Here is an 11,942-nt window from a genome sequence, read left to right as displayed (position 1 = left end):
GAGAAGCTCGATCCACGGGCCGTGGAAGTCTCGGGATCGGGTCACAGATCATCGCCGACGCAGCTTCGCGTCATCTTGTGCTGCGTCTCGATTTCCTCGTCCGTCACGTAGGCGCTGAAACCGGACACCGCCTCTCCCGAAGCGTCAGACCGCGGGGGGCGTCGGTCGCGCGGCGGCGAAGGCCGGAAGCGTCTCGAGATGCGCGGCGATCCGCGAGATATTCGGCATCGGCGCAAGGTCGATCCCCCAGCGCCGCGCATTGTAGATCTGTGGCACGAGGCACAGATCCGCGAGCGTCAGCTGGTCGCGCCAGCAGAATCGCTCGCCCGATATCATTTCCTCGACCGCGGCGAGGCCGGGGGCGATGAAGGTCTGCATCCAGCTTTCCATCGTGATCGCACCGTTCGAGGCCGCCACGGCGTGTTTCGCGACGCGCAGATTGCAGACAGGATGGATATCGACCGCGATAGCCTGGGCAAGGGCGCGGACATGGGCGCGGTCGGCCGGAGCTTCGGGCAGCAGGCCGAGCGCGCGGGTCTCGTTGAGATATTCGACGATCGCAAGGGATTGGGTAAACCGGTCGCCATCGATCTCAAGCGTCGGCACGAGCCCCTGCGGATTGACGGCGAGATAGTCGGGATCGCGCTGTGCGCCGGTCGTCAGATCGACCGGAGCGGCCTGCCATTCAATCCCGGCGAGTGCGAGGGCGATACGGACACGGTAGCTTGCCGAAGACCGCCAGTAATCATGAAGTCGTGTCATTCGATCGGCGTCCCCAGCAGTTTGTCCATTGCGCGCTGCAAGCCGGCGAGATCGGATCCGAGCACCGCCTCCAGCTGCCGCTGATAGGCTATCGCGCGCGGCAACAGCTCCGCCATCAGACGTCGCCCCTCGCGGGTCAGACTCAGCGCGACTAGCCGGGCGTCCACGTCGTCGGCCCGTTTCTCGACCAGACCTTTCGCCTCGAGGTGGCTCGCCGCGCGGCTGACCTTTGGGCGCTCCAGCGAGGTGCGTCGTTCTATATCGCGCACCGAGACCCGGCCCGCATGGGAAAGATGCACCATCACCCGCCATTGCGGCATCGTAAGCCCGGCGTCGCGATAGCCCGCCGCCAGTTCCTGGCTCAGCTTCACCGAGAGCTCCGCGACCAAATAGGGCAGGAAACGCTCGAGATCGAACCCCGGGAGGGGGATCTCTTCATCAGCGGTTTCACGAACTTTTTGTTCAACGGTCATGGGATTCGATGCGGCTTCAAGTTGTTGCGACTGCAACGAATGAGCACGAAATACGTTGCGATTGCAACGAAAATCGTGCGCCGTCCGGAAATCTGGATGTGTAACCATCAGTAAATAATTGATTTTTTACCAAGTCTCCCTCGCTCTTCGTTGCGAATGCAATAAAATCCTTGACTTCGTTGCGAATGAAACGAAACTTGGGCGGAGTTCGACGCCGGCATTTTTGCAAGAGGCCGGCGAACAGGGAGTGGAGGATCTCATGACCGAGCAAGCTCTGCCGAGCGGCATGGTGCGGGCAACCGGCACGTCGGGGCCGCATGAAGGCTACATGCCGGGTTTCGGCAATGATTTCGAAACCGAGGCGCTGCCGGGTGCGCTGCCGCAGGGCCAGAACAGCCCGCAGAAATGCGAATACGGCCTTTATGCCGAGCAGCTTTCCGGCACCGCCTTCACCGCGCCGCGCGGCCAGAACGAGCGGACCTGGTGCTATCGGATCCGGCCCTCGGTCAAGCATGTCGGTCGCTTCACCAAGATCGACGTGCCCTATTGGAAATCCGCGCCGAATGTCGATCCGGACGTGATCTCGCTCGGCCAGTATCGTTGGAACCCGGTGCCCCATTCCGATGAGCCGCTGACCTGGGTCACCGGCATGCGCACGATGACCACCGCGGGCGACGTGAACACGCAGGTCGGCATGGCGAGCCATATCTATCTCGTGACGCAGTCGATGGAGGACGAGTATTTCTTCTCGGCCGACAGCGAGTTGCTCGTCGTGCCGCAAGAGGGGCGTCTGCGCTTCTGCACGGAACTCGGGATTATCGACCTCGAGCCCAAGGAGATCGCCATCCTGCCGCGAGGTCTGGTCTATCGGGTCGAAGTGCTCGAAGGGCCGGCGCGGGGCTTCGTCTGCGAAAACTACGGCCAGAAGTTCGATCTTCCGGGCCGTGGCCCGATCGGTGCAAACTGCCTCGCCAATCCGCGCGACTTCAAATGCCCCGTCGCGGCTTTCGAGGATCGCGACGCGAAAAGCCGGGTCGTCATCAAGTGGTGCGGCCAGTTCCACGAGACGTTCATCGACCACAGCCCGCTCGACGTTGTGGCATGGCACGGCAATTATTGCGCCTACAAATACGATCTGCGCACCTACAGCCCGGTCGGCGCGATCCTGTTCGATCACCCCGATCCGTCGATCTTCACAGTGCTCACCGCGCCTTCGGGGCAGGAAGGCACCGCGAACATCGATTTCGTGCTGTTCCGCGAGCGCTGGATGGTGGCCGAGCATACGTTCCGCCCGCCGTGGTATCACAAGAACATCATGTCCGAACTGATGGGCAACATCTACGGCATCTACGACGCCAAGCCGCAGGGCTTCATGCCGGGCGGGACCAGCCTGCACAACATGATGCTGCCGCACGGCCCTGACCGTAACGCCTTCGAACACGCCTCGAACGAACCGATGGAGCCTGCGTTCCAAGGCAACACGATGCAGTTCATGTTCGAGACGCGCTTCCCGCAGCACCTCACCGAATTCGCCGCGAAGGAGGCGCCGTTGCAGGACGATTACATCGATTGCTGGGACAGCATCGAGAAGAAATTCGACGGAAAACCGGGGACCAAATGACCGACCAGACCAGCTGGGTGGCGTCCGCTCAGGGCGACACCGACTTCCCGATCCAGAACCTGCCCTACGGCGTCTTCGACGACGGCAATGGGGCGCGGATGGGCGTCGCCATCGGGGATATGATCCTCGACGTCGCCAAGGTGGATCACGGGCTTTCGGCAGATCTGTTCGCCGAGCCCGCGTGGAACCGCATCATGGAGGCGGGCCCGGAGATCTGGGCCAAGCTGCGCGCGCGTCTGACCGAGCTTCTCTCCGACGAAGGGCACAAGTCCGCGGTCGAGCCGCATCTGGTGTCGCAAGCCGGGGCGAAAATGCTGATGCCGTTCCGCGTGACCGAATACACCGATTTCTACGCCGGCAAGAACCACGCGACCAATGTCGGCACGATCTTCCGTGGCCCCGAAAACGCGCTGCCCGCGAACTGGCTGTCGATCCCGATCGGCTATAACGGTCGCGCCTCGTCGGTAGTCGTTTCCGGCACGCCGGTCATCCGTCCCAACGGGCAGGTCAAAGGCCCGAACGAGGAGCTGCCGCGTTTCGCCCCTTCGGCGCGTTTCGACATCGAACTGGAATTCGGCGCCATCGTCGGCCAGCCCTCCGAGGGTATGATCTCGGTCAGTCAGGCCGATGAGATGATCTTCGGCTACGTGCTGCTCAATGACTGGTCGGCGCGCGACATCCAGGCGTGGGAATACGTGCCTCTCGGACCGTTCCAGTCCAAGGCGACGGCGACGACGATCAGCCCCTGGATCGTGACGAAAGCGGCGCTGGAGCCGTTCCGCGTCAACACGCCCGAGCGTGAGCGCGAATTGCTGCCCTATCTGCGCGAGCCGGGGCCGATGAATTACAATATCAAGCTGGAAGTCGCGCTGCGCCCGGAGGGCGGCGAGGAGGCGGTGATTTCGCGCACCAATACCTCGATGCTCTACTACTCCGCCGCGCAGCAGCTGGCCCATCACACGACCTCGGGCTGTCCGATGCGCGCGGGCGATCTGTTGGGCTCGGGCACGATCTCGGGCACTGAAAAAGACAGCCGGGGCTCGCTGCTCGAACTGAGCTGGTCGGGCAAGGAGCCGCTGGAGCTTCCCGATGGCACGACCCGCAGCTTCATCGAGGATGGCGACACGCTGACCCTGCGCGGTGCTGCGCAGGGCAAGGGATACCGCATCGGGTTCGGAGATTGCACGGGGCAGGTGCTCCCTGCGCGCGCTCTGCCCGACTGGGCTAAGGAATAAGGAGGCATCTGATGGCCAAGGCATTCGCGTCGCAAGGCGACATGGAAGAGAAGAAGATCAGCTTCACGGAAGTGGGCGAGGGCCTCTACGCCTTCACCGCGGAGGGCGACCCGAACACCGGCGTCATCATCGGCGACGACAGCGTGATGATCGTCGAGGCGCAGGCCACCCCGCGTCTTGCGCGCAAGGTGATCGAATGCGTCCGCTCGGTGACCGACAAGCCGATCAGCCACCTGGTGCTGACGCACTACCACGCGGTTCGCGTGCTGGGCGCCAGCGCCTATGGCGCGCGCGAGATCATCATGTCCGACACCACCCGCGCGCAGGTCGCAGAACGTGGGCAGGAAGACTGGGACAGCGAATTCGGCCGCTTCCCGCGCCTGTTCCAGGGCCATGAGGAAATCCCCGGTCTGACCTGGCCGACCACGACCTTCAGCGACCAGATGACGGTTTACCTCGGCAATCGCCGCGTCGACATCATGCATCTGGGCCGCGCTCATACCGCAGGCGATGCAGTGATCTGGGTGCCCGATCAGGAGGTGATGTTCACCGGCGATATCGTGGAATACCACTCGGCCTGCTATTGCGGCGACGGTCATTTCGGCGACTGGCCCGAGACGCTGGCCAATATCGCAGCCTTCGAGCCGCGCGCGATCGCGCCGGGTCGTGGCGATGCGCTGTTGGGCGAGAAGATGGTCACCGAAGCGCTGGAGAACACCGCCGATTTCGTCCGCTCCACCTTCAAGCCGGTGGAACGCGTCGTTGCCCGTGGCGGCACCCTGAAAGAGGCGTGGGACGCGGTGCGCGAAGCCTGCGATCCGAAATTCGCCGATTACGCGATCTACGAACATTGCCTGCCGTTCAACGTGGCGCGCGCCTATGACGAGGCCCGCGGCATCGACACCCCGCGTGTCTGGACGGCAGAGCGCGACCGCGAGATGTGGGACGCGCTTCAGGGCTGAGGCGCGCCGGCAGGGGAGGAGGAACCGATGCCATATGATTACAAGCCGTTCGACTATGTTGCGCCGAAGGGGCTGAGCGCCCCGGAGCCGCGTCACAAGGTCATCGTCGTTGGGGCCGGGCCGATCGGTCTCGCCGCCGCACTGGAGCTTGCGAATTACGGCGTGGCGTCGGTCGTGCTCGACGACAACAACGTGGTGTCGGTGGGCAGCCGCGCGATCTGCTGGTCGAAACGCTCGCTCGAGATACTCGACCGGCTGGGCGTGGGCGATGCCTGCGTGCAGAAGGGTGTGACCTGGAAGGTCGGACGCACCCATCATGGCGCGCGCGAAGTGTTCAACTTCGACCTGCTGCCCGAGGACGGCCACAAGATGCCCGCCTTCGTGAATCTGCAGCAATATTACGTCGAGGAGTATCTCGTCGCCGCTGCTCAGGCGAACCCGCTTGTCGACCTACGCTTCAAGAACAAGGTCACCTCGCTCGAGCAGGCGGCGGATCACGCGACGGTCTCGATCGAGACGCCGGATGGGGAATATACGCTCGAAGGTGAGTATGTGCTGGCCTGCGACGGGGCGCGCTCGCCGATCCGGCAGATGATGGGGCTCGAATTCGAGGGCGTTCTGTTCGAGGAACGCTTCCTGATCGCCGATATCGAGATGCAGGCCGATTTCCCGTCGGAGCGCTGGTTCTGGTTCGAGCCGGATTTCCACGAGGGCCAGTCGGCACTGCTGCACAAACAGCCTGACAATATCTACCGCATCGATCTGCAACTGGGCTGGGACACCGATCCGGAGGAAGAGCGCAAGCCCGAGCGCATCATCCCGCGGATCGAGAAGGCGGTGGGCCATTCGAATTTCAAGCTCGACTGGACCTCGATCTACACGTTCCAGTGCCGTCGGCTGAAGAACTTCGTCCATGACCGGGTGATCTTCGTGGGCGATAGCGCGCATGTCGTCTCGCCCTTCGGCGCGCGTGGCGGCAATGGCGGGCTGCAGGATGTCGACGCGCTGGGCTGGCGTCTGGCGCGGGTCGTGAAGGGAGAGAGCACGCCCGCGCTGCTCGCCCGCTATGACGCCGAGCGGACCTTCGGCTCTGACGAGAACATTGCCAATTCCAGCCGCACCACGCGGTTCATGTCGCCGCGCCCGGGGGCGGAGCGGTGGTTCCGCGATGCGGTTCTGGCGCTGTCTGAGCATGCGGATTTCGCCCGCCCGATGGTGAACTCGGGGCGCTTGAGCCTGCCGTGCCGCTACCCGCTGGACCAGGCGCCCGATGATGCGGCCTTGCCGAGTGGCACCCGTCCCGGCGCGGTCGCCCCCGATGCTCCGCTTGGCAACGAATGGCTGCTCGACCGGCTTGCAGGCGGCTTCACGCTTCTGGGCCTCGGTGCCGAGGCGCCCGAGGTCGCGGGGCTGCGCAGAATGACGCTCGATCCGACGCCGGAGCTGCGCACCCGCTATCTCGGCGATGCGCCCTCGGCGCTCTACCTGATCCGGCCCGATCAAGTCGTCGCGGCGCGTTGGCAAAAAGCGGGGGCCGAGCAGATCGCCGCGCAACTGGCTGCAATCGAGGAGGGCAGCGCATGAGCCTGATCACCGACCTGAACCTTGCCGATCACGACGCGCTCTACGAGCGGCTTATCGCCGCCCATGAGGGGCTGGACGAGGCGGAAAGCGCCGCGTTCAACGCGCGGCTGATCCTGATCCTGATGAACCATATCGGCGACCGCCGCGTGCTCGAGGAGGCGTTCGAGCTCGCCGCGCGTGCCGGGCGTCCCGATGCGAGCCCGAAAACCGGGCAGATGCGCGCCGATAGCTGATGCCTTTACCGAACGCGGGAGCTCCGCGTTCGTCGTCATTCTTGGGAGGAAACAATGACGCATAAACTGACGAAACGTGCTTTCCTGGGCTCCGCCGCCGCGGTGGGGGCGACCCTTGCGATGCCTGCGATCCCGGCACGGGCCGAGGGCGTGGACCTCGTCCTGTCGAGCTGGTTGCCGCCGCGCCACCCGATCGTGGTGGACGCGATCAAGCCCTGGGCGAAGGACATCGAGAAAGCGACCGAGGGCCGCGTGCGCATCCGCGTGCTCGCCAAGCCGCTGGGCTCGCCGCCAGCGCATTTCGACATGGCGCGCGATGGCGTGGCCGACATCACCTACGGTCTGCACAGCTTCACGCAGGATGACCGCTTCAAGAATTCGCGCGTTGGCCAGTTCAGCTTCCTCGGCAATGATGCCGTGTCGATGTCGGAAGCCTTCTGGACCGTCTATACCGAGAAGCTCGGCGCCGAGAAGGAACATGCCGGCACCCATCTGCTGGGCCTGTTCAACCATGGCCCCGGGATGGTCCACAACAACAAGCGTCCGATCAACAAGATCGAAGACCTGCAGGGTCTGAAGATGCGTGTGCCGGGCGGCTACATCGCCGATCTGATGAGCCATTTCGGCGTCGAGACGATCTTCACCCCCTCGGGCGAAGTCTATGAAAAGCTCTCGCGCGGCGTCGTCGATGGCGTGACCTTCCCCTATGACGCGATCGCCTCGTTCAACCTCGCGGATTACCTGAAATACACCACCACGATCCCGGGCGGCATCTACAACACCACCTGGTTCCTGGTGATGAATTCCGGCAAGTGGGACGCGATTTCCCCGGCCGATCAGGAGGCGATCAACAAGCTCTCCGGGCTCGCCTTCGCAACCCGCGTCGGCAAGGCTTGGAACGGCGCGGACGAGCGCGGCAAGAAGGCAGCGAAAGAGGGTGGCATGGTCGCCGAGACCGCGCCGCAGGGCGTGCTCGACGCGATCAAGCAAGAGGCCAGCGTGCTCGAAGGGCAGTGGGCCGACAGCCTGGGCGGCGACTATGACGGTCGCGCCGCGCTTGCCGAGTTCCGCAAGATGACGGGCGTGGACGTATGATCGCACGCGGCCGCTTCGTTCTCGAGGCAATCGCCGCGGGCCTGGTGACGGGGTTGATCCTCGTCACCTGTTTCGACGTGGTCGGCAGGTATCTGTTCAACAACCCGCTGACCGGCGCCTACGAGATCACCCAGGTGCTTCTCGGCGCGCTCGTCTTCGTCGCGATGCCTCTCACCACGGGCAAGGGAGGCCATGTCGAGGTCGACCTGCTGATGCCGATCCTGCCGCCGGTGCTGCGGCGTATGCTCGGGCGGATCGGGAGCGCGATCGCGGCGCTCGTCATGCTCTATTTCGCATGGCGGCTGGTGATCCTGACACAGGATCAGTTCCACACGCAGCTCGCGACCTCGGGTCTCGGGATCAAACTCTGGTATTTCGGTGTGATCGGCGTACTCAGCTTCGCCGTCTCCGCCCTTGTCGCGGTGCTTCGGAGGCCGGAATGACGATATCTCTCGTGGCATTCGCCATACTTCTGGCGCTGGTCTTCCTGCGCGTGCCGATCGCCTTCGCGATGGCGCTTGTCGGCGGGGCCGGGTTCGCATGGATGCGCGGCGCCGAGGCGGCCGGCTCGATGGTCGGCAGCGCCGTCTTCGAGACCGGGATGAACTATTCGCTTTCGGTCGTGCCGCTCTTCATCTTCATGGGCAATGTGCTGGCCGGATCGGGGATCGCCAGCGGTCTCTTCACGGGCGCCGACCGGGTCTTCGGGCGGATGCGTGGCGGGCTCGCGATGGCCACGATCCTCAGCTGCGGCGGCTTCTCCGCGGTCTGCGGTTCGTCGCTCGCGACCGCGGCCACGATGTCGAAGGTGGCGATGCCATCGATGCGCCGCTTCGGCTATCACGACTCGCTCGCCACCGGCGCCATCGCCGCGGGCGGCACGCTGGGTATTCTGATCCCGCCCTCGGTCATCATGATCATCTTCGGTCTTCTGACCGAGAGCGACATCGGCAAGCTGTTCATCGCGGGGATCGTTCCCGGTGTTCTCGGCATAGGTCTGTATCTCGTGTCGGTCATGGTCGCAGTGCGGCTGAACCCGAAACTCGCCCCGGAAGTGCGCGAGCCCCTTGCCATGAAGCGGCAGGACATCGTCGGCGTGCTCGCGACGCTCGGGCTGTTTGTCTTCATCATGGTGGGCATCTATGGCGGGTTCTTCACCCCGATCGAGGCCGCCGGCATGGGCGCCGCTGCGGCCGTCTTGATCGCGGCTGCGGTCGGCGGTCTGAGGCTCGGCGCGCTCTGGCGGGCGCTCACCGATGCGGCAATCGCCTCCGCGATGATCTTCGCGATCGTCATCGGAGCCGAGATCTTCGGCAATTTCGTCACCTTCGCGGGCCTGCCCGACGCGCTGGCCGAACTGGTCTACAATCTCGGGCTGGGCGGCTACGAGGTGATCATCATCATCGTACTGATCTACATGCTGCTGGGCATGGTGCTCGAGAGCTTGTCGATGATCCTGCTGACGGTGCCGATCTTCTACCCGGTGATCTACCAGCTCGATTTCGGTTCAGGGCTTTTGGCCAATCCCGACAATGCGTTGATCTGGTTCGCCGTGATCGTCGTGGTCGCGACGGAGATCTCGCTGATCACGCCGCCTGTGGGCATGAATGTCTTCGTGCTGCGTTCGGTTCTGCCGGACGTGACGCTGGGCACGATGTTCCGCGGCATCCTGTGGTTCTGGGTGGCAGATATCGTGCGGATCTCGCTGATCGTGGCCTTCCCGGTGATCTCTCTCTGGCTGGTCGGCTAGTCCCGCTCGGGCTCGGTACGGATATCGAGCTCGAGCGTGTCGATCAGCGCATTCACCCCGGCTTCGAGTCCGGCGCGCGCTTCCTCGGGCAGGGCGGAGAGCATCGTCTGGGCCCGGGCGTTCACCTTGGGCCGGGCCTCGCCATAAAGCGCACGGCCCGCCTCGGTGCATTCATACTCACGCAGCCGCCGATCGCTGTCGGGCACGAAGCGCCGGATCAGCCCGCGCGCTTCGAGACGCGCCGCTGCCCGGCTTACCTGAACCTTGTCGAGCGTGGTGCGGCGCGCGATGTCGAGCGATGAAATCCGGCCGACCCCGTCGAGGATCGACATCAGCCTCCATTCCTCTCGCGTAAGCCCGTATTCGCGCGCATAGACATCCTGGAGATTGCGCGAGAAGGCCTCGGCGGCGATCGCGAGACGGTAGGGAAAGAATTCCTCGAGCTTCATGCGGTGCAAATCCTCCTCGGGGCAGGATGGCAGTGTTTCATGTGCAATGAAATGACTTTCGTTAGGCCGCTCCCGACGCGGTCCGCACTCAGATCGGCAATGGCGCATCCTGCTTGAACTGATGCATGACGATCTGGCTCTGCACCCGGGCGACGGTGGGATGGGCAAGCAGCACGTCGTGGATCAGCCGATGCAGTGCTGCCAGATCCGCGCAGTAGACACGCAGCAGATAATCGGCCTCCCCGGTAAGGGTCCAGGCCGAGGTTATCTCGGGCTGCAGGGAGACGAGGCGAGAGAATTGCTGCGCGGGCTCTGCCCCGTGGCGCAGCATCTGCACCTGCACGAAGGCCTGAACCGCAAGCCCAAGCCGCGCCGCGTCGAGCCGCGCGCCATAGCCGCGGATCAGCCCCTCGGCCTCGAGCCGCTGCCGCCTGCGCCCCACTTGGCTTGGCGACAGGTTCAGCCGCTCGCTCAAGTCCTGCGAGGTTAGTTGGGCGTTCTGCTGCAGTTCCGCGAGCAGGCGTTTGTCGATATGGTCGATCATGCGGAGATTTAGCGCCGAATTCCACCTGGATGCAATATTTGCGCAAAAATTGGCGCCCCTATGCGCCACTTCGCGCGGAACGAGCATTCGTCCCAGGCTACCCTCTTCTTAGCGCAAACAGGAGGAGAAACCCATGGGACCGTTCCCCCACGACGCCCCGCAATCCACTATCACCGAGGAGAATCCCGCTGGCACGGACGGGTTCGAATTCGTCGAATTCGCACATCCCGATCCGCAGGAACTGCGCGACCTCTTCTCGAAGATGGGCTATGAGCATGTAGCGAACCACAAATCGAAGCCGGTCGAGCTTTGGCAGCAGGGCGACATCACCTATGTCATCAACGCTGACCCCGACAGCTTCGCGGCCCGTTTCGTGGAAGAGCACGGGCCCTGCGCCCCCTCGATGGCATGGCGCGTCGTCGATGCGCGGCACGCCTTCGATCACGCGGTGAAGAACGGCGCGGAGCCCTACGAGGGCACGGACAAGACCGTCGACTGGCCTGCGATCAAGGGGATCGGCGGCAGTCTGATCTATTTCACCGACCAATATTACGACACCTCGCCCTATAACGAGGAATTCGACTGGCTGAAGACGTCGAAGCCGAAGGGCGTGGGCTTCTATTATCTCGACCACCTGACCCACAATGTCTTCAAGGGCAACATGGACAAGTGGTTCAACTTCTACGGCGATCTTTTCAATTTCCGCGAGATCCGGTTCTTCGATATCGAGGGAAAATATACCGGCCTCTATTCCCGGGCGCTGACCTCGCCCTGCGGGCGCATCCGCATCCCGATCAACGAGGATCGCGGCGAAACCGGCCAGATCGTCTCCTATCTCAAGAAGTACAAGGGCGAGGGCATCCAGCACATCGCCGTGGGCGCGCGCGACATCTACGAGGCGACCGACGCGATCGCCGATCGCGGGATCCGCTTCATGCCTGCCCCTCCCGAAACCTATTACGAGCTCAGCCATGACCGCGTGACCGGGCATGAGGAGCCGGTCGATCGGATGAAGAAGCACGGCATCCTGATCGACGGCGAGGGCGTCCTCGGCGGCGGCGAGACCAAGATTCTGTTGCAGATATTCTCGAAGACGGTAATCGGGCCGATTTTCTTCGAATTCATCCAGCGCAAGGGCGACGATGGGTTCGGCGAAGGCAACTTCAAGGCGCTCTTCGAGTCGATCGAGCGCGAGCAGATCGAAAGCGGCGAACTCGTCGCCGAATGATCGCGC

General features: G+C 63.7%; 13 protein-coding genes. 9 read left to right on the top strand and 4 right to left on the bottom strand.

Annotation, left to right across the window (positions count from 1 at the left end; all coding sequences use genetic code 11):
- Positions 1-144: 144 nt before the first annotated feature.
- Positions 145-762, bottom strand: coding sequence for a maleylacetoacetate isomerase (maiA, locus tag B6V74_RS04600; protein ID WP_088722077.1), 618 nt, complete (start codon positions 760-762; stop codon positions 145-147).
- Positions 759-1,235, bottom strand: coding sequence for a MarR family winged helix-turn-helix transcriptional regulator (locus tag B6V74_RS04595; RefSeq protein WP_088722076.1), 477 nt, complete (start codon positions 1,233-1,235; stop codon positions 759-761). The genes maiA and B6V74_RS04595 overlap by 4 nt, the downstream gene beginning before the upstream one ends.
- Before the next feature lie 259 nt (positions 1,236-1,494).
- Between B6V74_RS04595 and hmgA the strand changes: the two genes are divergently transcribed.
- The 8 genes from hmgA to B6V74_RS04555 are packed head-to-tail and all read left to right on the top strand — an operon-like array spanning position 1,495 to position 9,715.
- Positions 1,495-2,856 (top strand): homogentisate 1,2-dioxygenase, encoded by a 1,362-nt coding sequence (hmgA, locus tag B6V74_RS04590; RefSeq protein ID WP_088719250.1) that lies wholly within the window; start codon positions 1,495-1,497, stop codon positions 2,854-2,856.
- On the top strand, positions 2,853-4,091 hold the full coding sequence (gene fahA / locus B6V74_RS04585; protein ID WP_088722075.1) for a fumarylacetoacetase: 1,239 nt from the start codon (positions 2,853-2,855) through the stop codon (positions 4,089-4,091). The genes hmgA and fahA overlap by 4 nt, the downstream gene beginning before the upstream one ends.
- Before the next feature lie 11 nt (positions 4,092-4,102).
- Positions 4,103-5,053 (top strand): MBL fold metallo-hydrolase, encoded by a 951-nt coding sequence (locus B6V74_RS04580; protein WP_088722074.1) that lies wholly within the window; start codon positions 4,103-4,105, stop codon positions 5,051-5,053.
- Between the two features lie 27 nt (positions 5,054-5,080).
- The gene (locus B6V74_RS04575; RefSeq protein WP_088722073.1) at positions 5,081-6,637 is read left to right on the top strand and encodes an FAD-dependent oxidoreductase; all 1,557 of its coding nucleotides are present in this window, start codon (positions 5,081-5,083) and stop codon (positions 6,635-6,637) included.
- A complete protein-coding gene (locus B6V74_RS04570) occupies positions 6,634-6,870 on the top strand; it encodes a DUF2783 domain-containing protein (RefSeq protein WP_088722072.1) in 237 nt (78 codons plus the stop codon). The genes B6V74_RS04575 and B6V74_RS04570 overlap by 4 nt, the downstream gene beginning before the upstream one ends.
- Before the next feature lie 54 nt (positions 6,871-6,924).
- Positions 6,925-7,965: a TRAP transporter substrate-binding protein gene (locus B6V74_RS04565; protein ID WP_075777560.1), complete on the top strand. Its 1,041-nt coding sequence runs from the start codon at positions 6,925-6,927 to the stop codon at positions 7,963-7,965.
- Positions 7,962-8,408, top strand: coding sequence for a TRAP transporter small permease (locus B6V74_RS04560; protein ID WP_075777561.1), 447 nt, complete (start codon positions 7,962-7,964; stop codon positions 8,406-8,408). Before B6V74_RS04565 ends, B6V74_RS04560 begins: the two co-directional genes overlap by 4 nt.
- Positions 8,405-9,715, top strand: a complete 1,311-nt coding sequence (locus tag B6V74_RS04555) for a TRAP transporter large permease (RefSeq protein ID WP_075777562.1) — start codon at positions 8,405-8,407, stop codon at positions 9,713-9,715. Before B6V74_RS04560 ends, B6V74_RS04555 begins: the two co-directional genes overlap by 4 nt.
- On the opposite strand, the gene B6V74_RS04550 is transcribed toward B6V74_RS04555, so the two are convergent.
- Positions 9,712-10,164 carry a MarR family transcriptional regulator gene (locus B6V74_RS04550; RefSeq protein ID WP_075777563.1) on the bottom strand — a complete coding sequence of 151 codons (453 nt, stop codon included), beginning with the start codon at positions 10,162-10,164 and terminating at the stop codon, positions 9,712-9,714. The two genes, B6V74_RS04555 and B6V74_RS04550, sit on opposite strands and share 4 nt — an antisense overlap.
- An 88-nt stretch (positions 10,165-10,252) precedes the next feature.
- Entirely contained in the window at positions 10,253-10,708 is a 456-nt protein-coding gene (locus tag B6V74_RS04545) for an Lrp/AsnC family transcriptional regulator (protein ID WP_088722070.1), read from the bottom strand.
- A gap of 133 nt (positions 10,709-10,841) precedes the next feature.
- On the opposite strand from B6V74_RS04545, the gene hppD reads away from it, so the two are divergent.
- Positions 10,842-11,936: a 4-hydroxyphenylpyruvate dioxygenase gene (gene hppD / locus B6V74_RS04540; RefSeq protein ID WP_088722069.1), complete on the top strand. Its 1,095-nt coding sequence runs from the start codon at positions 10,842-10,844 to the stop codon at positions 11,934-11,936.
- Positions 11,937-11,942 lie beyond the last annotated feature (6 nt).

The organism is Thioclava sp. F42-5 (genome assembly GCF_002213195.1).
GTDB lineage: Bacteria > Pseudomonadota > Alphaproteobacteria > Rhodobacterales > Rhodobacteraceae > Thioclava > Thioclava nitratireducens.
The sequence above is the reverse complement of the archived record's forward strand: the minus strand, read 5'-3'. Positions and strand labels throughout refer to the sequence as shown.

What these genes read in the sequence shown, in the direction of transcription:
- B6V74_RS04555 (WP_075777562.1), top strand. Translation starts at nt 8,405, where the DNA reads ATGACGATATCTCTCGTGGCATTCGCCATACTTCTGGCGCTGGTCTTC.
- B6V74_RS04595 (WP_088722076.1), bottom strand. Translation starts at nt 1,235, where the DNA reads ATGACCGTTGAACAAAAAGTTCGTGAAACCGCTGATGAAGAGATCCCC.
- hmgA (WP_088719250.1), top strand. Translation starts at nt 1,495, where the DNA reads ATGACCGAGCAAGCTCTGCCGAGCGGCATGGTGCGGGCAACCGGCACG.
- B6V74_RS04580 (WP_088722074.1), top strand. Translation starts at nt 4,103, where the DNA reads ATGGCCAAGGCATTCGCGTCGCAAGGCGACATGGAAGAGAAGAAGATC.
- B6V74_RS04565 (WP_075777560.1), top strand. Translation starts at nt 6,925, where the DNA reads ATGACGCATAAACTGACGAAACGTGCTTTCCTGGGCTCCGCCGCCGCG.
- B6V74_RS04575 (WP_088722073.1), top strand. Translation starts at nt 5,081, where the DNA reads ATGCCATATGATTACAAGCCGTTCGACTATGTTGCGCCGAAGGGGCTG.
- B6V74_RS04560 (WP_075777561.1), top strand. Translation starts at nt 7,962, where the DNA reads ATGATCGCACGCGGCCGCTTCGTTCTCGAGGCAATCGCCGCGGGCCTG.
- fahA (WP_088722075.1), top strand. Translation starts at nt 2,853, where the DNA reads ATGACCGACCAGACCAGCTGGGTGGCGTCCGCTCAGGGCGACACCGAC.
- B6V74_RS04550 (WP_075777563.1), bottom strand. Translation starts at nt 10,164, where the DNA reads ATGAAGCTCGAGGAATTCTTTCCCTACCGTCTCGCGATCGCCGCCGAG.
- B6V74_RS04545 (WP_088722070.1), bottom strand. Translation starts at nt 10,708, where the DNA reads ATGATCGACCATATCGACAAACGCCTGCTCGCGGAACTGCAGCAGAAC.
- hppD (WP_088722069.1), top strand. Translation starts at nt 10,842, where the DNA reads ATGGGACCGTTCCCCCACGACGCCCCGCAATCCACTATCACCGAGGAG.
- maiA (WP_088722077.1), bottom strand. Translation starts at nt 762, where the DNA reads ATGACACGACTTCATGATTACTGGCGGTCTTCGGCAAGCTACCGTGTC.
- B6V74_RS04570 (WP_088722072.1), top strand. Translation starts at nt 6,634, where the DNA reads ATGAGCCTGATCACCGACCTGAACCTTGCCGATCACGACGCGCTCTAC.